This is a genomic window from Mesorhizobium sp. C416B, from assembly GCF_030323165.1.
Lineage (GTDB): Bacteria > Pseudomonadota > Alphaproteobacteria > Rhizobiales > Rhizobiaceae > Mesorhizobium.
In genome coordinates, this window is sequence record NZ_CP100471.1 from 4,583,990 (window position 1) to 4,609,147 (window position 25,158).

Annotated in this window: 24 protein-coding genes; 10 read left to right on the forward strand and 14 right to left on the reverse strand. The window is 62.8% G+C overall.

Annotated elements, in window-relative coordinates; all coding sequences use genetic code 11:
- Positions 1-278: 278 nt before the first annotated feature.
- Together NLY43_RS22435 and NLY43_RS22440 are read right to left on the reverse strand one after the other, a co-directional pair.
- Entirely contained in the window at positions 279-854 is a 576-nt protein-coding gene (locus NLY43_RS22435; protein ID WP_023704303.1) for a cation efflux transmembrane domain-containing protein, read from the reverse strand.
- Positions 855-993: 139 nt separating this feature from the next.
- On the reverse strand, positions 994-2,145 hold the full coding sequence (locus tag NLY43_RS22440) for a YncE family protein (protein WP_023694009.1): 1,152 nt from the start codon (positions 2,143-2,145) through the stop codon (positions 994-996).
- A gap of 606 nt (positions 2,146-2,751) precedes the next feature.
- Here NLY43_RS22440 and NLY43_RS22445 point away from each other — a divergent pair.
- Together NLY43_RS22445 and NLY43_RS22450 are read left to right on the forward strand one after the other, a co-directional pair.
- On the forward strand, positions 2,752-3,666 hold the full coding sequence (locus NLY43_RS22445) for a hypothetical protein (protein ID WP_023711747.1): 915 nt from the start codon (positions 2,752-2,754) through the stop codon (positions 3,664-3,666).
- A gap of 63 nt (positions 3,667-3,729) precedes the next feature.
- A complete protein-coding gene (locus NLY43_RS22450; RefSeq protein WP_050589749.1) occupies positions 3,730-4,344 on the forward strand; it encodes a hypothetical protein in 615 nt (204 codons plus the stop codon).
- Between the two features lie 20 nt (positions 4,345-4,364).
- On the opposite strand, the gene NLY43_RS22455 is transcribed toward NLY43_RS22450, so the two are convergent.
- Together NLY43_RS22455 and NLY43_RS22460 are read right to left on the reverse strand one after the other, a co-directional pair.
- On the reverse strand, positions 4,365-5,645 hold the full coding sequence (locus NLY43_RS22455) for a GNAT family N-acetyltransferase (protein WP_023711749.1): 1,281 nt from the start codon (positions 5,643-5,645) through the stop codon (positions 4,365-4,367).
- Positions 5,645-6,988, reverse strand: coding sequence for a lipopolysaccharide biosynthesis protein (locus NLY43_RS22460; RefSeq protein WP_245263972.1), 1,344 nt, complete (start codon positions 6,986-6,988; stop codon positions 5,645-5,647). The genes NLY43_RS22455 and NLY43_RS22460 overlap by 1 nt, the downstream gene beginning before the upstream one ends.
- 524 nt (positions 6,989-7,512) lie before the next feature.
- Here NLY43_RS22460 and NLY43_RS22465 point away from each other — a divergent pair.
- Positions 7,513-7,857, forward strand: a complete 345-nt coding sequence (locus tag NLY43_RS22465) for a hypothetical protein (protein WP_023711751.1) — start codon at positions 7,513-7,515, stop codon at positions 7,855-7,857.
- A 359-nt stretch (positions 7,858-8,216) separates the two neighbouring features.
- Here the strand turns inward: NLY43_RS22465 and NLY43_RS22470 are convergent, their stop codons facing one another.
- The 6 genes from NLY43_RS22470 to NLY43_RS22495 all read right to left on the reverse strand — a co-directional run bounded on the left by NLY43_RS22470 (position 8,217) and on the right by NLY43_RS22495 (position 11,965).
- The gene (locus NLY43_RS22470) at positions 8,217-8,663 is read right to left on the reverse strand and encodes a DUF5615 family PIN-like protein (RefSeq protein WP_023711753.1); all 447 of its coding nucleotides are present in this window, start codon (positions 8,661-8,663) and stop codon (positions 8,217-8,219) included.
- A gap of 4 nt (positions 8,664-8,667) precedes the next feature.
- Positions 8,668-9,366: a DUF433 domain-containing protein gene (locus tag NLY43_RS22475; protein ID WP_023711754.1), complete on the reverse strand. Its 699-nt coding sequence runs from the start codon at positions 9,364-9,366 to the stop codon at positions 8,668-8,670.
- Complete coding sequence (locus NLY43_RS22480) at positions 9,351-10,301, reverse strand: IS1595 family transposase (protein ID WP_023711755.1); 951 nt, start codon at positions 10,299-10,301, stop codon at positions 9,351-9,353. The genes NLY43_RS22475 and NLY43_RS22480 overlap by 16 nt, the downstream gene beginning before the upstream one ends.
- 446 nt (positions 10,302-10,747) lie before the next feature.
- Entirely contained in the window at positions 10,748-11,251 is a 504-nt protein-coding gene (locus tag NLY43_RS22485) for a hypothetical protein (protein WP_023711756.1), read from the reverse strand.
- 158 nt (positions 11,252-11,409) lie between these two features.
- On the reverse strand, positions 11,410-11,715 hold the full coding sequence (locus NLY43_RS22490; protein WP_084023795.1) for a hypothetical protein: 306 nt from the start codon (positions 11,713-11,715) through the stop codon (positions 11,410-11,412).
- Complete coding sequence (locus tag NLY43_RS22495) at positions 11,693-11,965, reverse strand: DUF4242 domain-containing protein (protein ID WP_023673765.1); 273 nt, start codon at positions 11,963-11,965, stop codon at positions 11,693-11,695. Before NLY43_RS22495 ends, NLY43_RS22490 begins: the two co-directional genes overlap by 23 nt.
- A 244-nt stretch (positions 11,966-12,209) precedes the next feature.
- On the opposite strand from NLY43_RS22495, the gene NLY43_RS22500 reads away from it, so the two are divergent.
- Complete coding sequence (locus NLY43_RS22500; RefSeq protein WP_031202152.1) at positions 12,210-14,798, forward strand: ATP-binding protein; 2,589 nt, start codon at positions 12,210-12,212, stop codon at positions 14,796-14,798.
- A 223-nt stretch (positions 14,799-15,021) separates the two neighbouring features.
- On the opposite strand, the gene secA is transcribed toward NLY43_RS22500, so the two are convergent.
- On the reverse strand, positions 15,022-17,754 hold the full coding sequence (gene secA, locus NLY43_RS22505; protein ID WP_023712848.1) for a preprotein translocase subunit SecA: 2,733 nt from the start codon (positions 17,752-17,754) through the stop codon (positions 15,022-15,024).
- Positions 17,755-17,998: 244 nt separating this feature from the next.
- Between secA and NLY43_RS22510 the strand changes: the two genes are divergently transcribed.
- Complete coding sequence (locus NLY43_RS22510) at positions 17,999-18,919, forward strand: peptidylprolyl isomerase (RefSeq protein ID WP_023686683.1); 921 nt, start codon at positions 17,999-18,001, stop codon at positions 18,917-18,919.
- A 46-nt stretch (positions 18,920-18,965) separates the two neighbouring features.
- Here NLY43_RS22510 and NLY43_RS22515 read toward each other — a convergent pair whose 3' ends face one another.
- Together NLY43_RS22515 and NLY43_RS22520 are read right to left on the reverse strand one after the other, a co-directional pair.
- Positions 18,966-19,553 (reverse strand): TetR/AcrR family transcriptional regulator, encoded by a 588-nt coding sequence (locus tag NLY43_RS22515; RefSeq protein WP_023712847.1) that lies wholly within the window; start codon positions 19,551-19,553, stop codon positions 18,966-18,968.
- 112 nt (positions 19,554-19,665) lie between these two features.
- Positions 19,666-20,946 carry a caspase family protein gene (locus tag NLY43_RS22520; RefSeq protein ID WP_245264077.1) on the reverse strand — a complete coding sequence of 427 codons (1,281 nt, stop codon included), beginning with the start codon at positions 20,944-20,946 and terminating at the stop codon, positions 19,666-19,668.
- 115 nt (positions 20,947-21,061) lie between these two features.
- Between NLY43_RS22520 and argJ the strand changes: the two genes are divergently transcribed.
- The 5 genes from argJ to NLY43_RS22545 all read left to right on the forward strand — a co-directional run bounded on the left by argJ (position 21,062) and on the right by NLY43_RS22545 (position 24,210).
- Positions 21,062-22,303 carry a bifunctional glutamate N-acetyltransferase/amino-acid acetyltransferase ArgJ gene (gene argJ, locus NLY43_RS22525; RefSeq protein WP_023672988.1) on the forward strand — a complete coding sequence of 414 codons (1,242 nt, stop codon included), beginning with the start codon at positions 21,062-21,064 and terminating at the stop codon, positions 22,301-22,303.
- Between the two features lie 28 nt (positions 22,304-22,331).
- Positions 22,332-23,081 carry a GNAT family N-acetyltransferase gene (locus NLY43_RS22530; RefSeq protein WP_023713717.1) on the forward strand — a complete coding sequence of 250 codons (750 nt, stop codon included), beginning with the start codon at positions 22,332-22,334 and terminating at the stop codon, positions 23,079-23,081.
- Complete coding sequence (mutT, locus tag NLY43_RS22535) at positions 23,078-23,494, forward strand: 8-oxo-dGTP diphosphatase MutT (protein ID WP_023685791.1); 417 nt, start codon at positions 23,078-23,080, stop codon at positions 23,492-23,494. Before NLY43_RS22530 ends, mutT begins: the two co-directional genes overlap by 4 nt.
- Positions 23,495-23,591: 97 nt before the next feature.
- Positions 23,592-23,900, forward strand: coding sequence for a hypothetical protein (locus tag NLY43_RS22540; RefSeq protein ID WP_023694000.1), 309 nt, complete (start codon positions 23,592-23,594; stop codon positions 23,898-23,900).
- A gap of 127 nt (positions 23,901-24,027) precedes the next feature.
- The gene (locus tag NLY43_RS22545) at positions 24,028-24,210 is read left to right on the forward strand and encodes a Flp family type IVb pilin (protein ID WP_023672984.1); all 183 of its coding nucleotides are present in this window, start codon (positions 24,028-24,030) and stop codon (positions 24,208-24,210) included.
- A 12-nt stretch (positions 24,211-24,222) separates the two neighbouring features.
- On the opposite strand, the gene NLY43_RS22550 is transcribed toward NLY43_RS22545, so the two are convergent.
- Entirely contained in the window at positions 24,223-25,095 is an 873-nt protein-coding gene (locus NLY43_RS22550) for a methyltransferase domain-containing protein (protein ID WP_023693999.1), read from the reverse strand.
- Between the last annotated feature and the right edge of the window lie 63 nt (positions 25,096-25,158).

Genomic DNA, 25,158 nt, shown 5'->3' on the forward strand with positions numbered 1-25,158 from the left:
GATCGACCCGTAAGATATTGAATTAAGAGGCTAAATTCCGGTCTGGAGCGATAGTTCGATCCAGCGTGGAGACCCCGGCTAGGGGCACCATTTTTGATCTCACGCCAGTTCGCTTCGCTCACGGGCTCCGATGGGGCGGCCTGACCGGCCGACGGGCGGTCGCCCTTGCGAACCCTCCGGGTTCGAACAGTGCCTCGACAAAGACCCAGCGGCGGCTGCTGCGAATGACAGCGATAGCGCCAATCAGCGGCGGCCGGTAGCCCCCGCTCTACGTGCTCTCAGGCCGCCGCACGGTGTTCTTCACGGGCAGCTTCCCACACTTCGCGGGCCGCGTCGGCGTTCATGACCGCGATCCCCAATCCCACCGCCAAATCGGGCCACGCGGAATGCCAGAGCAAGGCCGTGACGAACCCTGCGGCAATAATGGCGATGTTGGCCAAGGCGTCGTTGCGGGCCGACAGGAAGGCCGCCTTTGTGAGGCTGCCGCCACGATGCCGGTGCGCGGCCAGCATGTAGGCACAGGACAGGTTGACGGCGAGGGCGCCAAGTCCCGCCAAGGTCAAGGCGATGGGCTGCGGCGGCACCGGCACGTTGAACTTCTCCCAAGCCGTCCAGAGCGTTGCCAGACCCGGCATGAGAAGGATGAGCGCCAATGCCATCCCCACCCGCGCACGGGAGCGCACAGACCACCCAAGTGCGAGCAGGATAAGGAGGTTCACGGAAGCATCTTCAAGAAAGTCGATGCTGTCGGCGAACAGGGACACTGATCCAATGGCGAGCGCCACAGCGAACTCGATCCCGAAATAGGCAAGATTGAGAAGCGCGACGATGAGGACGATGCGGCGAAGGTTCATCTTCTGGCAGTATCCGAAACCAGTGTGTGGAGCTACAGCTTCGCGGTTTCCAAGGAAAGCCCCTGCTCGTTCCGGGTCCCGGCCGATGGGCGGTTGCCCTTGCGACCTTTTGCGTTCGAGCCGCGACTCGAACACGGACTTAGCGCATATTCCCCGTATGGCCTTGGGAATACCGTCCCGGTTGCGGCCACACCGTCAGGCCGTGCGGCTCTGAGCCAACCCGAAACTTGGTCACCGCGCCCGATGTCGTGTCGATCATGTAGGCGGCACTGTCGAAGCGGCCGGACAGCCATAGTTGTTTGCCGTCGGCGCTGACATTGCCCATGTCGGGGCTGCCGCCGCCGGGGATCGGCCATTGCGTGACGACCGCGCGGGTGGCGAAGTCGATCACGGTCACGCTGCCCGGTCCCTTTGCCTGGCCCTGCTCCATCTTGTGCGAGCCCCGGTTCGAGACATAGAGCCGCTTGCCGTCGCGGCTGACGACGAATCCATGGGCGCCGATGCCGGTCGGGATGAAGCCGATCTCCTTGAAACTGTCGCCATCGACGAGGAACACGCCGTCATTCATCATGTCGGCGACGTAAAAAACCTTGCCGTCGGGCGAGAGGCGGATGTCCTGCGGCATGCCCATTTTCGAGAAGTCGAGATGGCCAAGCACCTTCTGGTTCTTCAGGTCGATCTTTGCCAATCCGCCATTGCCGTATTCGCAGGTGAAGATCGCGTAGGCCCCGTCGACCGAGAATTCGGCGTGGTTGATGCCGGGGCAAGTGGGCGTCGGCAGGCTCGACATTAGCGCCATGGTGTGAGGATCGCGGAAATCGAGCCGCTCCAGGGCTTCGTCGACGACGATGGCCGCGCCCGGCATGAAATACAAATTGTAGGGATCGTCCACGGCGATCTGCGGGCCGGGCTTGCCGGTCATCGGGTCGATCGGCGTCAGGCTGCCGTTCTTGCCGGTGCCATTGTTGGCGACCCAGAGCGTCTTCAGGTCCCAGGACGGCACGACGTGCTGCGGTTTGCTGCCGACCGGGAACCTGTCGACTTCCTTGAGTGTCATGGTGTCGATCACCGTGACGCTGTTGGAGGAGCGGTTCGGCACATAGACGCGCGGCAGTGCACCCAGCGTGGCCGGGCTGAGATGGCTGGCGGCGGTGTGGCTGTAGATGTTGATGGACGGCGCGGGCTCGCTGCAATCCTCGGGACAGCTATCGGCCCAGGCGCGGACAGGCAGCAGCGCAAGCAGCAAAAAGGCCGCACGGGGACCGGCGTGACGCAAAAAGGTTCTGATCATCAGGATGGCTTGTCGTGAAGGCCGGCCGAAATTGCCGCGCCGACCCATAGCTGGTGTCTTGCCGTTGATCCAGTGGCTTTTCTCAGGCTCCCCGCGCGGTTGGCGCAGTCATTGGTGACCTGTATCGCGAGCACAAGCGGCTCGATAGCAACCAAGATCAAAATCCGTTTCGGTCAATATCAGCCTGCTTTGGCGCGTCGGATGCCTTGACCGCGCTACAGCGCCGCCATCGAAGCGGCCGGACAGTCAAAGCTGTCTGCCGTCTGCACTGAGATTGCCCACGTCCGGACTGCCGCCGAAGCGCTCAATTTCGCTCGCAATATTGCATGGCTTCCATCATTACCTCACGTTGCGAACGTCCTCGGATCTCCTCGTCCACCTTGCACACAGGTTGACACACTGCCTGCTAATGACCGCATAAGTTGTTGCTCAGGAGCAACATCGAGAACGCCATGTCGCCGAGCTGGGCCTGGATTCGGGAGGAAAACCGCTATTGACGATTGACTCAACCTTGGGCCGCCGATCACCTTTACGCAGGGAATGGTGGTGGAGGGCGTGATGGACTCAACTTGCAAAGCTTCTCACGAGAGCCGATTTGGCTGCGTAGTGGCCTCGCTGTCAGTGTTTTTTCTCATTCTCATGCTTTCTTCGGTAGCGCCAGCTTCGGCACAGGTCGTCTTCGGTGGTGACGCGGGAGATCCAGAGAACACGATCTGCAGCTTTGCCGGCGTGATCGGCACCACAATAAACGACGATTGTTCGGACTCCGACGATTATTTTGTGCCCGCACCGGGTATCACTATTGGCCCCAACGGCAGCCAAATTAATTTCGACGCGGCGACGGGTGCGGCGACCTTCGGTGGAGCGGTTGATATGGGTGGCAACATCGTAACGAACGTCGGCACCCCGACGGCAGGAACGGATGCGGCCAACAAGGATTATGTTGACGGCGTCGTCGGCGACGCTTCAGCAAAGAACATTGAGCAGGATGGCCGACTAGACGATGTCGAAGCCAAGAACACGCAGCAAGATACTCGGCTCACCGGCGTCGAGACCAAAAACGTCCAGCAGGACACCACCCTCGCCAATCACGAGACGCGGATCACGCAGACGGAAGCGAAGGATACGGAGCAAGACGGCCGGCTTGCCGGACACGACACCATGCTCGCGTCGCTCGATACGCGTGTGACGACAAACACCAGCGATATCGCATCGCTCGACGGACGAGTCGGCGCGCTGGAGAGCGGCTTCTCTGAACTAGGGACGGAGATTTCCGAGAATCGCACCGAGGCCCGTCAGGGCATCGCAGCGGCAATAGCAATGACAACTGCCCCAATGCCGTCCGTTCCGGGCGGCACGAGCTGGGCCGGCAATGTCGGTTATTTCAAGGGTGAAACGGCGTTCGGTGGCTCGCTCGCTCATCGCCTCGACTTCGATGAACCTTTCGCGTTCACCGCGGGTTATGCCTATGGCGGTGGAACCAGCCATGGTTTCCGCCTCGGTCTAGCCGGCGAGTTTTAGCGCCTGCCTGCAAGCGCCGAGGATGGAGCAAGAGCCGGCGGCCTTGGCCGGAGGGTGTGAAAAATGCGCCGATTGACGTGGCTGGCCTTGGTCATGGCCGTCTGCTGCCTGCAAGTGCTTCCCGCCCACGCACAGGCTAAGAAGGATGGTCGTTCGGCGTCCAAGGTGTCCGACGCCCCAAAACCGGCGGACATCGACCACAATGGCGTCCTGATCTTGGTCAGGTCCACATTGCTGGCACTCGACCATGCAAACAGGACCGGAAATTATTCCGTGCTGCGTGAGCTTGGCGCCCCGGACTTTCAAGCCAACAACCCTGCTCGGCTGGGTGAGATTTTCGCGAAGCAGCGCAACGAAGGGCTTGATCTCAGCGGTGTAGCCGTGCTCGAGCCGCAATTGACGTTGATGCCGCAAATCGAATCCAACGGCATGCTGCATATGGCAGGGTTTTTTCCCTCTGCCGCGATGCAGCTAAACTTCGAACTTGTTTTCGCTCCTATCGACCGGCAGTGGAAGATTTCTGCCATGTTGGTCAAAGTCGGCACCAGCGCTCCCAAGGCGCCCGATAGCCCCCCAATTCCAGCCCCCCTCCCGCCGGTCCAAAAACCGGAACCGCCAGCTGCCGCGATTACTACAAAGTCTCAGATCAAGAAGCCCGGTCGCGCTCCGCCACTATAACAACGCGCAGGCCATCGGCTCTATCGCCGTCCCAGCAAACTCTTCACGCGATTGCGCAGCAGGCGGGCCATGTTGCGGGTTTCGCGGTAGAGGTGCAGCTGCGAGGCGGCCTGGCGGGCGAGGCGGTCGGCATCCGGCGTCAGTCCGATCACCAGCGAGCCCATCGGCTTGCGCTCGCTCCACAGCCGGCTCATCACCGGGTGGTCGGGCACGGCGCAGGAATCCGTCATCATGATGTTGGGGTCGTCGAGATGCTGCCTGGTCACCTCGATCATCAGCAGCGTGCCCGGCGAATAGGTCGCCAGCGTCTCGTCATAGGCGGTCTTCCAGGTGTAGGCGACGCCGGCCTCGACGAAGACCACCAGGCAGGCGATGGTGCGGCCGTCCAGCGTCAGCGAATGGATGCGACACATGTCGTGCTCGGCCAGCCGGTGCACGGCCTCGCGGGCAAAGGCGGCGCGGTAGCGGTCGACGGCCATGGCGGTGCGCTCGCGGCCCTTCCAGCCGGCCGCCTCCAGCGTCAGGAAACTTTCGATGGCGTGGCGGATTTCGTCCGGTCCCCGCGCCACGACATGCTCCAACCTGCCGAGATCCCCCAGACGCCGTTTCAGGCGGCGGAATTCGCGGTAGTGGTGCGCGCGCAGCGATGCTTTCAGATACGCCTCGCCGTCGAGCGTACTTTCGAGCACCGGCCGGTCCGCCTTGCCGGTGGTGACCATTGTCAGGCCGCGCGTCTCGGCAACGGTGGCCAGCACGCTGGCCAACGGGCCGTCGAGGCGCATGTCGGGCAGCACGAAGACCTTCGGCAACTTGAGATGCGGCCGCGACAGCATGCCGAAGAAATCCTCGACGACGCCGATCGGGTCGTCATGGTCGACCAGCGGCGTGCCGATCGGGCCGAACGGGCTCGACCAAGTGCGCATCACCGGAACGCCGAGCGGCACGGCCGGCCTTTCGACCGAGAACGGCACCAGCAGGCGCAGCCGGTTGCGGTATTCGTCGCCGTCGCGGATCACCGCCAGCTTGACCTCGCGATCTTCCAGCCGGGGCATGGCCGGCGCCAGAAAGCGCGGGTTGAAGAAGACGTTGGGCTCGATCGTGCGGGTGCACAGATAGTCGAGTTCCTCGACCAGTTCGAAGCCGGCCGAAGCCGGATAGATCGCCAGCTTGCGCAGCGGCCGGTTGTTGGCGAGGATCTCGAGATGCGCCGGATCGGCGTCGCGCGCTAGGCCGGCAAGGCCCGACACCATTGCGCCGGCCGGACCGCCGCTGGTTTCCTCGATCAGCGGGATGGCGGCCATCAGGCGGCTCCCTCGGCAGCGGGCACGAAGATCAGCATGACGATGCCGAGCTTGCGCCAGACGGTGAAGGACAGGGCGCTGGCCTCGAAGACCATGGCGAGGCTGGTGGCGATCGCCGCCCCCCACAGGCCGAAGAGCGGGATCAGCACCACGTTGAGGCCGATGTTGAAGGCCAGCGTCATGGCATAGACGGCGGCGCAGATGTTCTGGTTGCCGCTCATCGTCAACAGGCTTTCGCACGGGCCGACGGCGGCGCGCGCCACGACGCCGAACACCAGCAGGAACAGCAGCGGATAGCCGGCGGTGAATTCGGGGCCGAACAGCACCAGCATCGGTTCGCCGAGCGCCAGCACCAGCAGCGCCATCAGCAGCGACGGCCAGAACGTCCACGACACGGTCTCGCGGGCGAAGGCGGCGAGCTTTTCCGGCTCGCCATGGGTGAACTGCGCATAGCGCTGGGCAACGCCGGCCTTGACGGAGAAATAGACGAAATGCACCAGCGCCAGCGTCTTGACGGTGGCGAAATAGACGGCGACGTCGTTGGGCTGAAGATAGGCGCCGACCATCAGCACGTCGGCGTTGGTGAGCAGGAAGAAGAAGCTCTCGACCAGGAAGATCGGCAGCGAGACGATGAACCACTCGGCGAAATGCACCTTCATCGGCCCGGCCGGGATATTCCTGCCCATGCGCGTGGTCACGCCGATGAGCTGGCCGAGCGTGGTGGCGTAGGTGGCGGCGATCGAAGCGAAGATGGCTGTCCTGGCGTCGGGCGCATAGCCCATTGCCAGCATCAGCGCCATCAGCGCCAGGATCAGCACCGGCCGCACCAGATAGGTCGGCGACAATGCAAACAACGCCCAGGAATTGGCGCGTGACTGGCCTTGCAGCAGATCGCCCATGGCGATCATCGGCAGGCAGAACAGGCCGAGGATGAAGGGCATGACATAGTAGCTCTCGATCCAGTTCGCGCACAGCCAGACGCCCAGTGCGCCTAGTCCGGCGATCGCGGTTGAGGCAATCAGCACGAACAGGCGGCTGGCGACCACGATGCCGCGCAGCTCGGCCAGCATGTTGCGTTCGCGATATTCGGGGATGAAGCGGATGACCGAGGTGTGGAAGCCGAGGCAGGCGAGGTTGCCGACGATGACCATCGTCACCCAGACGAGGACGAAGATGCCGTATTCGAACGAGCCCATCCAGCGCGCCATCAGCACCTGGCTGATGAAGGCGATGACGGCGCTGACGATGCGGATGGCAAAGGCGATCAGCGACATGCGGCCGGCTTCGCCGCGTTCGTCGGCGGTGAACAGCACCGCATCGATGCGGCCAAGCAACGGCCTCATGCGCAACGCCAAGCGCTGCGGCAAGAACCGCCCGGCCGTCGTCGCCGCGGAAAAGCGCACCCCGATGTCTCTCCGTTTTCCGGATATTTTCTGGGTTTTGGTGTAGCGGAGACACATTAAGAAAGGGTGGGCAGGCAGGCTCCCTTCTCCCCGTCACTATACGGGGAGAAGGTGCCGGCAGGCGGATGATGCGACGCTGCCATTCTGAAATTTGCGTCGTGAACAAACAAGGCGTGTTCTTACAACCATAGGGCGATTACGTACTTTGCGAACACGCGCATTATCCGGTTAAATGCTGTAGCCGCTACATGTAGTGGTTTCCGCGGAACGTTTTGGAAACGTCACTGCATCTAGTGCCGCATCTCGACTCTGCGCCAGTTTTGATATATATTTGAATCAGTTGCGGGAGCGGTCCTAACCGACCAGCTCCCGCGACGTCCGCGACCAGAACGGTGAGCCGTCGCAGACGCATTCGAACTTCATTCGACCGGGCGTGGCTCTGCCCTGCATTTAGGAAAGAGCCAATGGCTATTAACTTCGAGACTACTGACCCACATAAGCTCCTCGCCGCCTTCAGGAAGGCCATTGACGAAAAGCATGTCGTCACTTGGTCCTACGACAAGGACGGCGATTTTACCCACACGCCGGACCAGTGGAAGCATCTGGCGTGGTTGCGCCCGGTGATCTACACCGGACGCTTGACGATGAACTTCATCGGCAACAACAAGGTCAACACGTCCGCGGCGGGTTACGGCGTCTACCACGGGCGTTTCATCGAATCGATGCTGACGCATTGCGATAAATTGTTCAGCACAGGTTCCGCGACCGCCCTGCCGACGAACAGCGACCACATCACGAAGGTCGCTTGAGACCCTCGAAAAACTTCTCGCGTTGACGTGGGCTCAGAGCGTCCACGTCAACGCATTCGAAGGTCTCCCCATCCACTACCTTTGTGAAGGTCGGATATTCGTCGGGGCGGCGTTTGCGCACGAACTGAATGATTTCTGCCATAGCATCCCCTCAACGCCCGCACGGTGAACCCGTTCCGTAAACGAATTCTTTCGGAGGGTTCTATTTGGCCGGCTTTTTTTTAGCCCTCTTGCGAACTAGCATTGTCGTCTTGGGGTCGGGCGGCATGTGCGCCAGCTTGCCCATCAACAATTCAGCGGACGAGTCTTTCCCATCCGCGCCAAGTTCGCGAGCCATATCGATAAATGCCTGCGACTGGTCAGGCTTTGGCTTTTTTATGGGCTTTGGCAAAGTCGATATCCACCTTTTTGAACAGACCCGTTTCGCCGCTAACATTCCACTCAGGCTGGAAGCATTCGCGCTGCTTCATCTCGCCGAGCTTCGCTTCTATTCGAGGCCACCAAGCGAGGATATGTGACGCCTGTAGGTAGCCACCCGCCATTCCCCATTTCTTGGGCATATGGATGACCTTCATGCCCGTATTGAACACCGCCAAAACCTGCGGATGCTTATGGATAAAATCTGTATCAGCGGTCAGGATTGCGTTCCCGCCAGCCTTTGCAAATTTGGTAATCCAATGCTCGTCTGACATGCCTTTTTGGCCGGCATCATAGACATGGTCGAAGGCAAATGCCGGAGTCAAAATTATGCGGCGGACCGCGTCAACGATCTCGGGTGAAACGTGTTCATCAGCCCTTATCTTCAATCCGCTATGCCGCCAGAGACAATTCGAACTCTACTGCTTCGTTCACGTCTTTTGGTTCGACGCGAAACCACTTCGCGACCCGTTCAACATTGCCGCCTTCGGCCTTCCATTGCCTAAGCAGCGTGGCTGTCGGCGTGGGTCTCTTCCCTATGACCGGCTGACCAAAAGCCAGGCGCGGGTCAACGATGACGTTTGGAAACTCGTTTCCTAGCGGGTGCCAGGTTTGCGCTATTTCTGTCGCCGGGTTGAACGCCACGTTCTTCGCAACGATAGATTCAATGGCTACCCACATCTCGTATTGATTGGTAGCCAAGTCCCAAGTCGCTTTGTCGCCTTCAGATTCTGCCGCTTGGGCAAATATCTTGCGGCGGTCGGTCAGGTACTTATCGGAATTCGAATATGCGAGCGGGTGCTTGGTTTTCCAGTCATTCCTAAGCTGCTGCGCCGCTCTTCGGATGGTCGGCATAGGCACTTTCTGCCTTCGGAAATGGTCTACGAACCGTATTTCCATCAGATCTAAAAAGCTGACTGTTCGACCTTCGAAATCGCGTTCAATAACAGGCCCGGACCCGCTGTTATTCCAGCCGGTCAGCCATGCCCGTATTCGGTTGGTGTTGTCGATCTGCAGTAGGCGCGCGGCATCCTTCAGGGTGAAGAACCCTGCAAGAAGCGGGTCCGTTCCCTTGGTTACGCGAGCGCCCATGATGAGTCCCGGTATTTCAAACGCTTTCCTACGATGCCCGCCATAGCCTTAACCGTCCTGTTGTTGTCATCGACGCCAAGCGCGATGCGGTTGCTGTAACGGAAGTCGAATTCGGCGAGATAGCGGTGCAGGTGGTGTTCGCCGCAGTGCTGATAGACACCCTTGATGCCACGTTTGAAGATGCTGTAGAAGCCTTCAACCGTGTTGGTGCTGACGGAGATCTTCTCGCCTGCGGCGTCACGTTCGGTCCTGCCGTACTCGTCATTCCTATGGTTGACAGTGCCGTGCATCGCGAACTCTTTGCCAACGCGCGTGTAGTGCGGACCTTCGTCCGTCATCAACGCACTTTCCTTAGCGATGTTCGCCCGAACGATTGGAATAACGCGAGCGACGGTAGCGGTGTCGATATGGAAAGAGCGGGCAATGCCGCTGCGCTCTACCAGCGTAAGAACCGTGTTCTTGTGGCCGCCGCCGCGCTGCTTCGGAACACCCTGCAATCGACCAATGTAGGTTTCATCCGCTTCCGCGATCTTGCCGGAACCGCCCATTGGGGAAAAGCCGCCATCGCGCATCGCCTCGCGCAAGCGATGGAACATGAACCACGCGGTCTTGTACTGGACCTGCAACGTGCGGTGCAGTTGATGAGCGCTGATGCCCTTCTTGCTGGACGCGAGCAGGTGCGCAGCCTGCCACCACTTATGCAGCGGAACATGGCTGCTTTCGAACACTGTTCCGACCTTCACGGTGAACTGCTTCTTGCACTCCAAGCAGCGGCGAAGGCCGGTGCGAGCGGTCGCGCCAGTGACACGGGTAATGCGCGTCTGTTCGCAGTTGCCGCACTTCGGGCAAACCGGATCTTCCGGCCACACAATCGCTTCCAGCCGCTCGAAAGCAGCTTCTTCGTTGTGGAAGCGGGGTTCGGAAAGGATGCTCATTACCGTGCCTCTAGTGTGGTTTCACACTAACACCGACACGCCGTGTTTGTAAAGTACATAATCGCCAACCGTAGCGTCAATGCGCGGTTGCTGTTGAACACGAATTCTGTTTACGCCAGCCTGGGGCCAAAGAGGCGTCGTGAAGCAACAGCAGTGAATCGCCCAGGAAAACAAAACCCGCCTCGGCGGCGGGTCGTCGGCGCAAATCAGCACCATGGACAAAAATGTAGCATACCTGTCGTCACCGTGTCAAGAAAATATTCCTATCGTTCCGTCAGCCATCGGGTCGGGCGCCTAGGGCTTGGCGACATCGGTGGCAAAACGAAAGGCGAGCGAACGCCGGGGAAGACTGGGGAGCCGGTCGGCGTTGCGCTCGCCCCTCCCCCGCCAAGGGGGAAGGCCAGGCACCGGGTGTCCGGTGCCGGAGGTGTCACATGGGGAAGGGGTTACATCCCCTTCATCGCGTCGCACGACACGTTCGGGTTCATGTCGGCGAAGGCGCCGGTCGGGTTCTGTTTCCAGGCCCAGACATGCAGTTCGTAGAACGGGCCAAGGCCGTAGCGGTTGGGGGCGCTGTTGAAGTTGAACAGCTGGCCTTCGAGCGAAGCCGGGCCTTTCGAGGTGATGTATTCGACCGCTATTAGCTTCAGGCCGCCGTCGGCCGTCGGCTCGTACATCACCGCTTCGGGCTTGGCGACATCGACGGCATCGTCCTTGAGATAGGCGCCGTTGACATAGTGGATGCCCATGGCGCCGCCGGTGATGCCGCTGGCGCAAGGGATGGGGGCATAGCCTTCGGCGGTGGCGGCTGCCACATTTTCGAAGCGGCTGTTGGCTGCGCGCACCTTTTCGACCAGCGGATTGGCGTCGTGCGCCTGGGCGGCCGCACCCGCCGCGATCGAGATGGCGGCGAAAGCCGCGAAGCGTGTCGTCCAAAGAGTTATGGTCATGGTCTTCCGTCCGTTTGTTGACGCTCGAGGCGACGGCGGCCGATCAGGCTGCCCGAAACGCTGCGGCGTTGGTTTAGGATTTGGTTTGTCCGTCCCGGTTCATGCGATGCGGCTTCCGTTGCCGGGCTTTGGCCGCAGCCCTTAAAAACCGTGCAAAATCAACGATCCCAAAAGTAATATTGCCAATATTCCTGCGGGACGTCCCGCTCCGATAGCCCGATGTCGCGCCTCAGATAGTCGCCTTCCGGGGGCAAGCGCCGCCTTTCAGACAGATACGCAGGCAGCTTGGACGCGAACCGCCATAGACGGCCGAGCACGGAGGTTGGCCGGCCGGTCTTTCCCAGGACAGGCCCGATTCCGCCGAGCGGCAGGCCATCAGGCAGTTCGCCATGGCCGCGAAGGACCGTTTGATGCTCATCGTCGTGGCGACCGAACGCAGGATCAGAGGTAAAAGTAAGGGTCAAGAACCCGCACCTCCGTGATCTTGTCGACCGGCAGCGAGTTTTTCTGAGCCGTGCTGCGGATCGCTTCGGGCGTCGGCGCGTCGTAGATGCAGAAGCTGTGCTTCTTGTCGGGCGTGACGAAGGACTGGATCCAGGTGACGCCCTTTTCGGCATTGCGCATGACGACGCCGCCCACCGCGCTGGCGCCGATATCGGTCATCGGTATGTTGAGGCCGTCCGGAAATGTGCGTTCAATCAGGTAGCGAGGCATGGAAGACTTCCTTTTCCATTGGTTCACGCTCGATCGGAGCGCGGCTGGACGTTGACCACGCCGGCCCGGCCCGCGCATCGGAACGATTCCCCATATTGGACGGGACGATTCCCTATATTGGCGTCGTTCTTTGTGGAAAGAGGCACGGCAATGTGTGCAAAGTCACATTGCGGCGCTTTCTTCACGGGCTAATCGTGAGCGGCCCGCCATGGTGGGAAAACTCCGATCCTGTGAGACGATGACAATGATGCTTCTGGAACGGCAGACGCAGCTGCAGCAACTGGAGACACTGCTTGGCGATGCAATAGGCGGCCATGGCCGAGTCGCGGTGCTGGCGGGGGAGGCCGGCGCCGGCAAGACGGCGATTGTCGAGGCGTTCGCGGCCCGTGTCGGAGAGAGCGCGGCAATGTTGCGCAGCGCTTGCGAGGATCTGTCGATCCCCGATCCGCTGGGGCCGCTTTACGATCTGGCCCGTGAGGCGCAATGGGCGCTGCCGCGCGCAATCGACGCCCGGCATGGGCAGAGACTGCCGCTGTTTTCCGATGCGCTCGACGCCTTTGCGGCCAAGGGACCGAGCCTGCTGGTGATCGAAGACCTGCACTGGGCCGACGATGCGACGCTCGATTTCGTGCGCTTCCTCGGCCGGCGTATCGCCAACACCCACATCCTGCTGTTGCTCACGGCGCGCACCGACCGCAGCGAGGGACAGATGCGGGTGCGCCGCGCCCTGGGCGAAATCCCGGCCGGCAGCGTGGCGCGCATCGACGTGCCGCTGCTCAGCCAGGCGGCCGTGCTGTCGCTCGCCGATGCGGCCGGCCGCGATGGCGACGCCATCTACCGGGCGACCGCAGGCAATGCCTTCTTCGTCACCGAATTGTTGTGCGCCGAAAACGAAATGGCGCTGCCGGCAAGCGTGCGCGACGCGGTGCTGGCGCGGGCCGAGCGGCTGTCGGCTGGCGCCCGGGCCATGCTCGACGCGGTGTCGGTGTTTCCGCGCCGCGCCGACGCCTGGGCCTTGCAAGGCCTGTGCGGCGTCGCCAGCGCCGGCCAGTTGGCCGAGTGTGTCGCCAACGGCCTGCTTGACGATCTGGGCGACGGCTACGCCTTCCGCCACGACATCGCGCGACGCGCCATCGAAATGATGCTGACGACGTCGCACAGGCGGCAGTTCAACCAGCGTGCGCTGGCGGCACTGCTCGAAAATGGCGACGTCTCCACAGGCCGCCTGGTGCATCATGCGGTCGAGGCGCACAATCTGGCGGCGGTGCGCGAACTTGCGCCAATCGCCGCGCGCGAGGCGTCGCGCGTCGGCGCCCATCGCGATGCCGCCGGCTATTACGAGATCGCCTTGCAGCAGGCCGACAGCCTGCCGGTGATCGAGCGCGCCGCGCTCTACGAAAGTCATGCCTTCGAGTGCCATCTCATCGGCAAGATCGATGATGCGCTTGCAGCGCAGGGACAGGCGCGCCGGTTGCATCAGGCAGACGGCAACAGGCTGAAGGAGGGCGACAGCCTGAGATGGCTCTCCCGGCTGAGCGAAATGGGCGATGACCGCGAGGCGGCGGCCGCCTTCGGCGCCGAGGCTGTGGCGATGCTGGAAGCGGCTCCCGCCGGTCCCGAACTCGCCATGGCCTATTCGAACCTCTCACATCTGGCGATGCTGTCGGAGAGGGTGGAAGACACGCTGTTCTATGGCGAGAAGGCAGCGGCGCTGGCTGCGCGCATGAACCGTCCCGACATCGCCTCGCATGCCCTCAACAATGTCGGCTGCGTCGAGCAGTGGCTCAATCCGGATGCGGGACGCCTGCGCCTCGACCAAAGCCTTGAAATTGCGCTCCAGGGCAATTTCCAGGAGCATGCCGCGCGCGCCTTCACCAACCGCGCCTGTTTCGAGATCACCCAGATGAGCTACGACGCGGTACGTCCGGTGCTCGAGAGCGGCATCCACTATTGCACCGAGAACGACCTCGGCACCTGGCGCGACTATCTCAGGGGCATGCTGGCCGATGTGCAGCTGCGTCAGGGCCAATGGGATGAGGCCGCCGCGACGGCAAGCGATGTCATCGACAATGAGCGGACAACCACCGTGGGCCGGTTTCCGGCGCTGCTGGCACTGGCGAAACTGCGCCTGAGGCGCGGCGATCCCTCGGCCGAGCCGCTGTTCGCCGAAATGGCGCGTCTGGTCGGAAGCGGCGGCGACCTGCAGATGCTGAGCTCTTACGCGGCGCTGATGGCGGAGCAGGCATGGCTGGGCCTGGCCGACAGGCAAGAGGCGCTGGCGCTGATCACCCGCGCCGAAACGCCGGTGCGCTCGCGTGCCCATGTCGGTGAGCTGGCTCTGTGGCGAACATTGCTCTCTCCCGATATGCCGGCCGGCGACACCGCCGAGATGGCGACACCATACCGGCTGCTCCTGACCGGCGACTGGCGTTCGGCTTCGGCACTCTGGTCCGAATTGAATGCGCCATACGAGCGCGGACTGGCGCTCATCCTCGGCGACGACGAGGGGCAGCGGCTGGCATTGGATATTTTCGACGGCCTGGGGGCAAGGCCGGCAGCCCAGCGCCTGCGCGATATCATGCGCAAGAACGGCGTTGGCGGCATCGCCCGCGGCCCGCGCCGCTCGACGCGCGCCAACCTCGCCGGCCTCACCTTGCGCCAGATGCAGGTGCTGCAGCTGATCGAACGCGGCCTGTCCAACAAGCGGATCGCCGAGCAATTGACGATTTCGCCAAAGACGGTCGATCACCATGTCTCGGCGGTGCTGGGCAAGCTGGATGCGGTGTCGCGCGGCGAGGCGACGGCGGCGGCGCGCGATTCGGGGTTGTTGTGAGAAGCTTGTTTTAAAATTTCGACTGAGAGGTCGCGATCCTTCGCGCCCCCTCGGTCCTGCCGGACATCTCCCCCTCAAGGGGGAGATTGGCTGTCACTGTGGCTTTCGCCAATTGTCGAAATTGAAAGAAGTTACGGCGCCGAAGCTGCTGATCTCCCCCCTTGAGGGGGAGATGGCCGGCAGGCCAGAGGGGGGTGCTGTCCCGCCGACCTAGCCTTCGAAATCAGGCAAACGCGCCGTGGCAGTGTTTGTATTTCTTGCCGGAGCCGCAGGGGCAGGCTTCGTTGCGGCCGATCTTGCCCCAGGTCGCCTGGTTGTTCGGATCGCGGTCTTCGGGAGCGACGATGGCGTTGCTCTCCTGGCGGACCAGAAGTGCGGTCTCGCCACCCTCGAAATCGTCCTCGCCCGTGGTGCCGTCAATGTGGCTGCCGAACATTTCAGGCGCTTCGGGCGGCGGCGCTTCGGCGGCCTGGCGGACCAGTTCGACGCGCATCAATTGCGCGGTGACGGCCTGGCGCAGATTGCCGAGCAGCGCCTGGAACAGCTCGAACGCCTCGCTCTTGTATTCCTGCAGCGGGTCGCGCTGGGCGTAGCCGCGGAAGCCGACGACCGAACGCAGATGGTCGAGGTTGACGATGTGCTCGCGCCACAGATGATCGAGCGTCTGCAACACCACCGAGCGTTCGACATAGCTCATCACGTCTGGGCCGAAGCGCTCGGCGCGCTCCTTGGCGGCGGCGTCGGCGGCCTTGGTCAGGCGCTCGCGGATGTCGTCCTCGGCAATGCCTTCTTCCTTGACCCAGTCCTCGACCGGCAGGTCGAGATTGAGGAATTCGGCGACCTCGGCCTTGAGGCCGGCGACGTTCCACTGCTCGGCATAGGCGTTTTCGGGGATGTTCTTGGTGACGATCTCCTCGATGACGCCTTCGCGCATCTCGGCGATCGTCTCGGACAGGCCTTCGCCGTCCATCAATTCGATGCGCTGCTCGAACACCACCTTGCGCTGGTCGTTCGAGACGTCGTCGTATTTCAACAGGTTCTTGCGGATGTCGAAGTTGCGCGCTTCGACCTTCTTCTGCGCCTTTTCCAGCGCCTTGTTGATCCACGGATGGATGATGGCCTCGTCTTCCTTGAGGCCAAGCTTCTGCAGCATGCCGTCCATGCGCTCGGAGCCGAAGATGCGCATCAGATCGTCCTGCAGCGACAGGAAGAATTTCGAACGGCCGGGGTCGCCCTGGCGGCCGGAGCGGCCGCGGAGCTGGTTGTCGATGCGGCGCGATTCATGGCGCTCGGTGGCCAGCACGTAGAGGCCGCCGGCGGCCAGCGCCTTTTCCCTCAGGCGCTCGACATCGGCAATGATTTCCTTTTCGCGCGCCTCGCGCTCGGGACCAGCAGGCATGTCGCCCAGTTCGTCCTCGATGCGCATCTCGGCGTTGCCGCCGAGCTTGATGTCGGTGCCGCGTCCCGCCATGTTGGTGGCGATGGTGATGGCGCCGGGTTTGCCGGCCTGGGCGACGATGGCCGCTTCGCGCTCGTGATGGCGGGCGTTCAGCACCTCGAAATCCTTGAACCCTTCCTTGCGCAGGCGCTCGGCCAGCTGCTCGGATTTTTCAATGGAGGTGGTGCCGACCAGCGTCGGCTGGCCCTTGGCGCGCGCTTCCTTGATCTCCTTGACGATCGCCTTGTACTTCTCCTCGACCGTCCGGTAGACCTCGTCGTCCTCGTCCTTGCGGATGACCGGCAGATTGGTCGGGATCTCGGTGACTTCGAGGCCGTAAATGTTGCCGAACTCCTCGGCCTCGGTCAGCGCCGTGCCGGTCATGCCGGACAGCTTCTTGTAGAGGCGGAAATAGTTCTGGAAGGTGACGGATGCCAGCGTCTGGTTTTCCGGCTGGATCGCCACATGCTCCTTGGCTTCGAGCGCCTGGTGCAGGCCTTCCGAATAGCGGCGGCCCGGCATCATGCGGCCGGTGAATTCGTCGATGATGACGATCTCGTCGTTGCGGACGATGTAGTCCTTGTCCTTCTGGAACAGCCGGTGCGCCTTCAGCGCGTTGTTGACGTGGTGGACGATGGCGACGTTCTCGACGTCATAGAGCGACTCGCCCTTGAGCAGGCCGGCCGCGCGCAGCAGGTTTTCCAGCTTCTCGGTGCCTTCCTCGGTGAAGATCGAGGTCTTCTGCTTCTCGTCGATCTCGTAGTCGGCCGGGCCGAGCTGCAGCATGAAGGCATCGATGGTGTTGTACATTTCCGAACGGTCCTCGAGCGGACCGGAAATGATCAGCGGCGTGCGCGCCTCGTCGACCAGGATGGAATCGACTTCGTCGACGATCGCGTAATTGTGGCCGCGCTGCACCATCTGCGCGCGCTCATACTTCATGTTGTCGCGCAAATAGTCGAAGCCGAGCTCATTGTTGGTGGCATAGGTAACGTCGGACGCGTAGGCGACGCGGCGTTCCTCGTCGGACAGGCCATGGACGATGACGCCAACCGAGAGGCCGAGGAATTTGTAGACGCGGCCCATCCATTCGGAGTCGCGGGTGGCGAGATAGTCGTTGACGGTGACGACATGGACGCCCTTGCCGGCAAGCGCGTTGAGATAAACGGGCAGGGTGGCGACCAGGGTCTTGCCCTCGCCGGTACGCATTTCGGCGATGCCGCCATTGTGCAGCACCATGCCGCCGATCAGCTGCACGTCGAACGGGCGCATGCCGAGCACGCGGCGGGATGCCTCGCGGACGGTGGCGAAGGCCGGCACCAGCAGGTCATCGAGCGTGGCGCCGTTGGCGATATCCTGGCGGAATTTTTCCGTGCGGGCCTGAAGCTCGGCGTCGGACAGCGCCCGCATCTCGTTTTCCATGGCGTTGATCGCCTCGACACGCGGCCGGGTCGATTTTACGCGACGATCGTTGGAGGAACCGAAAACCTTACGGGCGAGACCGCCGAGACTGACCATCCGATGGTCCTTTCGATAGAATTCTCAATTTTGAGATGAGCGCCGGCCGGCCCCATCAATTCCGCGTGAAACGCGGACAAACACAAAAAGCGCCCGGAAAACGGTTCTGGACGCAAAGTCGTTGGACAGATAAGAGGGGGCTCAACTGATGTCAACGCCGCGTTAGCCCTATGGGCAGCGCCAAATTCCGCCACAATCCGGCTGATCTGCAAGCCCTACCAATCCCCCCTTGGAGTTAATCTTGATGTCCTTACTGTTTCGCCGTGCGTCGCTCGCCAGCCTTGGCCTGGCCTTCGGCCTGTCGGCCCTGTCGCTGTCTCCGCTGATGGCCCAGGAAGCCGCTCCCGCCCCGGCCGATGCCGCAGCAGCGCCGGCGGCAGCCCCCGTCGATCCGAACGCCGTTATCGCTACCGTCAATGGCCAGAAGCTGACCGAGGCGGACCTTGGGCTTGCCGAGGGCGAGCTGTCGCAGCAGTTCTCGCAGTTGCCACCCGAGCAGCGCCGCGCCGCCGCCCTTTCGGCGGCCATCGAAATCCGCGTCATGGCCGCCCAGGCGGTCGCTACCGGGCTCGACAAGGATCCCGAATTCCAGCGCCGCATGGCGTTCCTGCAGCAGCGCGCGCTGCATGGCGAGATGGTCGAGAAGGGCGTCGTCGACAAGGTTACCGATGCCGAGGTGCGCGCCCGCTACGACCAGGAAATCGCCAGCACGCCGCCGGTCAATGAGATTCATGCCCGTCACATCCTCGTGAAGACGAAGGAAGAGGCCGAGGCGATCATCAAGCAGCTCGATGGCGGTGCAGACTTCCAGAAGCTCGCCAACGAGCATACCAGCGATCCCTCGGGCAAGACCAATGGCGGTGATCTCGGCTGGTTCGGCCCGGGGCAGATGGTGCCGGAATTCGACAAGGCGGCAGTTGCGCTCGAAATCGGCAAATACACCAAGGAGCCGGTGCAAACGCAATTCGGCTGGCATGTCATCAAGCTCGAGGACAAGCGCACCAAACAGCCGCCGGCCTTCGACGACGTCAAGGACCAGGCCAAGCAGGCGGTGATCCGCGACAAGTATTTCGCACTGGTCAAGCAGCTGCGCGGCGCCGCCAAGGTCGAAATCCCCGACGCCAATCTGAAGAAGGCCGTCGACACGATGGAAGCCGGCAAGTAAGGCCGGCACCGAAAAAACATGCAAAGGGCGCCGTTCGGCGCCCTTTTCAATTGTGGGAGATGCCTGACATCACATAGCGGACAGTGGCACGGATTGTCGCCTCATCTTCGTCCAGCCGGTTGGTCAAAAGGTGTTTCCAGGCATAGGAAGCGATGAGGTCGGCGACCAGCGCTGCGTCGACATCGGCCGCAACCTCGCCGCGCGCCTTGGCGCGCTCGATGATCCGAGCGGTGTGGGACACGCGCCCATCGGCATAGCCAGTCAGGGCCGCGGCCGCCGCTTCGTCCGACTGGGCCTCGGCGATCAGCGAGCGGAATACGCTGCCCGAGGATGTGTCGCGCCAATGCGCGAAGAGGTTCCTCAGGAAACCGACGAGGTCATCTTCGAGACTGCCGGTATCGGGGACGTCGACACGCTTTTGCCGCTTGTAGACCTCCAGCAGCAGGGCCGCCTTGCTCGGCCACCAGCGATAGATCGTGGGTTTGCCGGCGCGCGCCCGCCGCGCCACGGCCTCTATGGAGAAGCCGGCATAGCCGGCCTCGACCAGTAGTGCCTCCGCGGCCTCGAGAATGGCCTCGGCGCTGTCCGGATTGCGCCGCGCCCCAATCGATCTGCGCGCCGGATCCTCGCCCATATTTGTCCTCGCCAGCAATTTCGTAGACAATATAGGTTAGCTGGCAGTCAAACGAAACGGCCCGTTTCCAGCGGTGTAGAAACAGGTCTCACATTCGCCCTTGGCGGGGATTTCAGTTCATCGCTTGCGAGGTTTCCGAGGCGATCCGCCATTGGCCGTCGCTCTTCACAAGCCCAAGCGTGACGCGTGCCTTGCCGGTCATGCGCGCCGCCGATTTGTCTTTCGACATATAGTCATAGCTCATCGCGAACACGGCTTCGGCGCGGTTCTCGCCCTGCGGCGTCACCTCGAGGCTGCCGGGCTCGAGATTGAACGACCAGGATGCAAATTGCGCGAACCAGTCCGTCTTGAGCTTGACGACGGCGTCGCTGTCATAGCGCGTGCCGAAGATGGTGGCGGAAGGCGCATAGAGCCGTTTGACGGTCTCGCCGATCGCCGCGGCATCGGGCGCAAGATAGGCGTCGCGCAGAAATTTCTCGATCGCGGTTTTGTCGTCGCCAACGGAACGTTCGAGCGCTGCCACCTGGCTGGACTGCGCCGGCGCAACGGCCGGCGGCGGCGCTGCAGCCACACCGTCAGGCACAAACTCAAACCGTTCGAGCAGCGAGCCCTGTTCCCATGGGCGCTGGCCCTCACGGGTTTCGGAAACCACGTCGCGGCGCACCGCGATCATCATGTCGTTGATGCTCTGGCCGGGCTCGGCCATGTGCCGCAGCAGGGCGGCGGCGAACGGCGAATTGCGCCCGGTGCCGTCCATGGCGACAGCGCCTGGCGCCGTCGAGAAGGCGATGAAGGAGCCGCGCGTCGAATCGAACTGCGCCAGACCGGCAAGCGCCGTTGCCGAGCGCGTGGTGGCGGTGCGACTCAGGCTGCGGGCAAAGGGATTGTTGCGGCAGGCGTCGAGGAAGACCAGGCTGACCTTGGTCTGCTGCTCCATGATATCGAGGACTTCGTCGATCGGCACGGCTTCGAGCTGCAGCTTGACCGGCATGTCGAGCCGGGCGTCGACCGGCACGATGTAGTTGCGCCCTTCCACCTGCAGGCCGTGGCCGGCGTAATAGAAAAGCCCGACGCCCGCACCTTCCAGCGCGTCGGAAAATTCGCCGATCTTGCGCTCGAGTTCGCGCTTGCCGAGATCGTTGCCCTCGATGACGTCGAAGCCGATCGAGCGCAGCTTGCCGGCAATATCGAGGGCATCGTTGACCGGATTGGTGAGCGTGCCGGCTTCGGCATAGGTGCCATTGCCGATGACCAGCGCCACGCGCCGTTCCGGCTGCGCATCGGCGCTTAGGAGCAAAAGCCCCATATACGCCACCGCCAAGATCACCAGCCTGCCCATGGCCGATATCATAACGCCAGAGGCCCCGGTGACGCCAACGGATTTGAAATGCAAGCTTAATCCCTGGTGGCTTGCCGACAGCGGCGGCCAAGAAAACGCCCTTGCGCCGGGCCGTGCTATCGGGCAAACCGGCCTTCGCCCAGCGTTTTTCCCTCGCCAGAGGTCTCCAATGTCCGCAACGATTTCGCCGCTCGCGCCGAAGAAATATCCCAAAATGCCTGCCATCGAGGGCGTGCGCATCGCCACCGCCGAGGCCGGGATCAAGTACAAGAACCGTACCGACCTCTTGGCCATGGTCTTCGATGCCGGCACAGCGGTTGCCGGCGTGTTCACGAAGTCGAAATGCCCCTCGGCACCGGTCGACTTCTGCCGCGAGAACCTTGGCGCCGGCAAGGCGCGGGTGCTGGTCGTCAATTCCGGCAACGCCAACGCGTTCACCGGCAAGAAGGGCCGCGCCTCCACCCAACTGACCGGCGAGGCCGCGGCCAAGGCCGCAGGCTGCACGCCAGGCGAAGTGTTCCTCGCTTCCACCGGGGTAATCGGCGAGCCGCTCGACACCACCAAATTCAGCCATTTGCTCGCCGGACTGGTCAAGGACGGCAAGCCGGATCTGTGGACCGAGGCGGCAAAGGCCATCATGACCACCGACACCTATCCGAAAGTGGCGACAGCGACGGTCAAGCTCGGCGACACCGACGTCATCATCAATGGCATCTCCAAGGGCGCCGGCATGATCGCGCCCGATATGGCGACTATGCTGTCCTTCATCGCCACCGATGCGCCGATCGCCGCCCCCGTGCTGCAGGACTTGTTGTCGCGCGGCACGGCCAAGACCTTCAACGCCGTCACCGTCGACAGCGACACCTCGACCAGCGACACGCTGCTGTTGTTCGCCACCGGAGCCGCTGCCAAGCGCGGCGCGCCCGCCATCAGCGATCCCAAGGATGCCCGTCTCGGCGCCTTCCGCCGGGCGCTGGGCAAGGTGCTCAAATCGCTGGCGCTGCAAGTGGTGCGCGACGGCGAGGGCGCCCGCAAGCAGGTCGAAGTCACCGTTACCGGCGCCAAATCGGCGCGCTCGGCCAAGCGCATCGCGCTGTCCATCGCCAATTCGCCGCTGGTCAAGACGGCGGTTGCCGGCGAGGACGCCAATTGGGGCCGCGTCGTCATGGCCGTCGGCAAGGCCGGCGAGCCGGCCGATCGCGACCGGCTGTCGATCTGGTTCGGCGACAACCGTCTGGCGCATGAGGGCGAACGCGACCCGGGCTACTCCGAGGAAGCGACCTCGGCCTATATGAAGCGCGACGACATTCGCATCCGCGCCGATATCGGTATCGGCCGCGGCAAGGCGACGGTGTGGACCTGCGACCTCACCAAGGAATATGTCGCCATCAATGGCGATTACCGGAGTTGATGGGTTGGCTTCCAGGCATCCGGCAAGCATGCTGGCCATCGTGCGCCGCTACGAGGCGGCGGGTTTTCGCGCCTGGCCGGCGGCGGCCGTGCATTATGACGGCACCTGGGTGGTGCGGCTGACAGCCGGCCATCCGGCCAAGCGGCTGAACTCGGTCAACCCGCTCGATCCCGGCGACACCCAGCACATTGCCGAGCGCATCGGCCGCGCCAGCCGGCGCTTCGACGCCTATGGCAGGCCGCTGACCTTCCGCATCTCGCCGCTGTCGGGGCCGGACCTAGCCAAGCATCTCGACAATGAGGGCTGGAGCACATTCGACGAATCCCTGGTGATGCGGCTGCCGCTGGCGGACGCGCAACTGGCGCCGGCCATGGACCAGATTCCGCTGAAGGATATCAGCCGCTTTCTCGGCGCGTCGCTCAAGGTCAGCGGCTCGGATGCATCGCTGCGGCCCGGTCTTTCGGAAATCATCGGCGCTATCCAACCCGAAGTCGGGCTGTTTGCGCTGGAGGAAGGGGCCGACCCTCTGGCGGTGCTGATCTGCGTCCATGACGGCGATCTTGCCGGTCTGTTCGAGATCGCCACCGCCAAGTCGGCGCGCAATCAGGGCCATGGCCGCAACCTGATCCTGTCGGCGCTGAAGTGGGCGAGGCTGCGTGGCGCTCGCGAAGCCTGGCTGCAGGTCGAGGCCGGCAATGCGCCGGCGCTGGCGCTCTATCGCTCACTGGGCTTCGACGAAGTCTATCGCTACCACTATCGCCGGCCGCCGGGCGCATGAGCGAGATCACCGGCAAACGCCTGCTGCTGGTCGCCGCGTGCGCGCTGGTCGATACCGATGGGCGGGTGCTTCTGGCGCAGCGGCCCGAGGGCAAACAGCTTGCCGGCCTGTGGGAATTTCCCGGCGGCAAGGTAGAGCCAGGCGAGACGCCGGAACAATGCCTGATCCGCGAACTGCAGGAAGAAATCGGCATCGAGACTGACATTCCTTGCCTGGCGCCGCTCACCTTCGCCAGCCATTCCTATGATGATTTCCATCTCCTGATGCCCCTGTTCGTCTGCCGCCGCTTCCGCGGCATCGCGCAGCCCAGGGAAGGGCAGGCGTTGAAATGGGTGCGGCCAAAGCAGATGCGCGACTATCCCATGCCGCCGGCCGACGCGCCGCTAATCCAGTTCCTCATCGACCTGTTGTGATACAAAGCCATTTCGCGGTCTGATCTAGCCAGCGTTAATGGAAGATTTATCTCGTCGTGAAAAATTGCGGCAAAGCGGGTTCGCGGGGAGCGATTGCATGAGCCTCGACAGGGAATGGGACTCGATCCGGCCAGATCGCAGCTTTCGCGCCGCCGGCGTCGGCTTATTGCGCGTCACGCTGTTGTTCGGCTCGGCCGCAGTGGCGCTGGCGCTGATCGCGGTCCCCGTGCTGGACAACCAGACGCGATCATCCAGCCGCGATGCTCTTGCAGGCGGTCTCGACCCGATGAGCACGGGTTCGATCGGCTCGCGGGCCACCTATACGCTGCGCAGAAGCGTGCTGCAGCCCTCACCGAGCTCAGTCTGCATCATCCGCGCCGACGGCCAACGCAGCGGCGACTGCTGACCAACAAGGTCGACACCAGCTTGAGAACTTCCTCAACGCAGGCCCATTTCACAGCCTGTTAAGCTTGTGCCGTTAACCTTTCTTAACAGGTCGGCGATATGGTCGGGGATGAGAGGGATCGACGATCATGAAGCCATTGCTGCGCCGATTTTTGCAGGACGAAACAGGCGCCACGGCCATTGAATATGGCCTGATCGTTGCGGTGCTGTCGCTTGCCATCGTCGGGGGTGTCGGCAAGGCCAGCAATGCGATCCAGTTTCTGTTCAGCGACAACAACAGCAGGCTCGCAAACGCCTTCGCCGAGCACTGATCCGGAGCGCCGTCACCGCCCGCCGGGGTTTTCCAGTATCGTCTTCAGCGAGACCTTCGCCGAACCCGGTTTCAAGGGCTTTTGCTGCGAGGCATCGGGCGCCCAGCCCGACATCCAGACGATGGAAAAGCTTGCCCTGATGCGGCCATCAGCGTCCGAAAAGCGTTCGGCATAGATTTCGGCGGCACGGGTAAAATGCTTTCGCGCTCCCGGTCGCCGGCTGCGATCGGTCAGCGCGCTGGTTTCGCCCATCGCCCTGAGATCGGCAATGAGGTCGAAGAGGGTATCGTAGCGGACGGTCACCGTTTCGACGTCGGCCACCGGCAGCGCCAGTCCGGCGCGCTGCAGCAGTGCGCCGGCGTCGCGAACATCGGTGAAGGGGATGACACGCGGGCTGGCGCCGCCATAGAGTTCGGTCTCGGCGGCGAGCAGGCTTTCGCGCAATTCGGAAAGCGTGCCGGCGCCGGCAAAGGCGCCGAGGAAAAGCCCGTCGGGCCGCAGAGCGCGGCGGATCTGCACCAGCATGCCGGGAATGTCGTTCATCGCCTGCAACGACAGAAGTGAAACGACGAGGTCGAGGCTTTCCGGCTGGAACGGCACTGTTTCCAGCGGTGCTATCAGCCCTGGCCGGCCGTCCAGAAACGCTGGATCTGCCTCGACGCGCACGATCTCCGCTGCCTTGCCGCTTGCAGCGACCACGTCCGTTGCGTCCGGCGTCTGGCAAAACAGCACCGCGGCCTTGCCGAATTTCCGCTCGACCGCGCCGAGCCGGTCGGCAAGGTCTTCCGCCGCCCGCCGCATCAGAAAATCCGCGCCGGCTACGGGGTGGGCCAGCGCCCTGCGCTTGCGCACCAGCCAAAGTTCAGTATCGATGATCGGCTGCAACGGTAGACATCCCTGTTTGTCTGTCTAGTGATATCCTGGCGCGGACGACAAAACCACGTGGCC

Coding starts and splice junctions, on each gene's coding strand:
- NLY43_RS22455 (WP_023711749.1), bottom strand. CDS start 5,645: ATGGCCGCCATCCCGCTGATCGAGGAAACCAGCGGCGGTCCGGCCGGC.
- NLY43_RS22440 (WP_023694009.1), bottom strand. CDS start 2,145: ATGATCAGAACCTTTTTGCGTCACGCCGGTCCCCGTGCGGCCTTTTTG.
- NLY43_RS22465 (WP_023711751.1), top strand. CDS start 7,513: ATGGCTATTAACTTCGAGACTACTGACCCACATAAGCTCCTCGCCGCC.
- NLY43_RS22545 (WP_023672984.1), top strand. CDS start 24,028: ATGAAGCCATTGCTGCGCCGATTTTTGCAGGACGAAACAGGCGCCACG.
- mutT (WP_023685791.1), top strand. CDS start 23,078: ATGAGCGAGATCACCGGCAAACGCCTGCTGCTGGTCGCCGCGTGCGCG.
- NLY43_RS22530 (WP_023713717.1), top strand. CDS start 22,332: ATGCTGGCCATCGTGCGCCGCTACGAGGCGGCGGGTTTTCGCGCCTGG.
- NLY43_RS22515 (WP_023712847.1), bottom strand. CDS start 19,553: ATGGGCGAGGATCCGGCGCGCAGATCGATTGGGGCGCGGCGCAATCCG.
- NLY43_RS22460 (WP_245263972.1), bottom strand. CDS start 6,988: ATGAGGCCGTTGCTTGGCCGCATCGATGCGGTGCTGTTCACCGCCGAC.
- NLY43_RS22450 (WP_050589749.1), top strand. CDS start 3,730: ATGCGCCGATTGACGTGGCTGGCCTTGGTCATGGCCGTCTGCTGCCTG.
- argJ (WP_023672988.1), top strand. CDS start 21,062: ATGTCCGCAACGATTTCGCCGCTCGCGCCGAAGAAATATCCCAAAATG.
- NLY43_RS22475 (WP_023711754.1), bottom strand. CDS start 9,366: ATGGGCGCTCGCGTAACCAAGGGAACGGACCCGCTTCTTGCAGGGTTC.
- secA (WP_023712848.1), bottom strand. CDS start 17,754: ATGGTCAGTCTCGGCGGTCTCGCCCGTAAGGTTTTCGGTTCCTCCAAC.
- NLY43_RS22510 (WP_023686683.1), top strand. CDS start 17,999: ATGTCCTTACTGTTTCGCCGTGCGTCGCTCGCCAGCCTTGGCCTGGCC.
- NLY43_RS22480 (WP_023711755.1), bottom strand. CDS start 10,301: ATGAGCATCCTTTCCGAACCCCGCTTCCACAACGAAGAAGCTGCTTTC.
- NLY43_RS22500 (WP_031202152.1), top strand. CDS start 12,210: ATGATGCTTCTGGAACGGCAGACGCAGCTGCAGCAACTGGAGACACTG.
- NLY43_RS22540 (WP_023694000.1), top strand. CDS start 23,592: ATGAGCCTCGACAGGGAATGGGACTCGATCCGGCCAGATCGCAGCTTT.
- NLY43_RS22435 (WP_023704303.1), bottom strand. CDS start 854: ATGAACCTTCGCCGCATCGTCCTCATCGTCGCGCTTCTCAATCTTGCC.
- NLY43_RS22495 (WP_023673765.1), bottom strand. CDS start 11,965: ATGCCTCGCTACCTGATTGAACGCACATTTCCGGACGGCCTCAACATA.
- NLY43_RS22485 (WP_023711756.1), bottom strand. CDS start 11,251: ATGACCATAACTCTTTGGACGACACGCTTCGCGGCTTTCGCCGCCATC.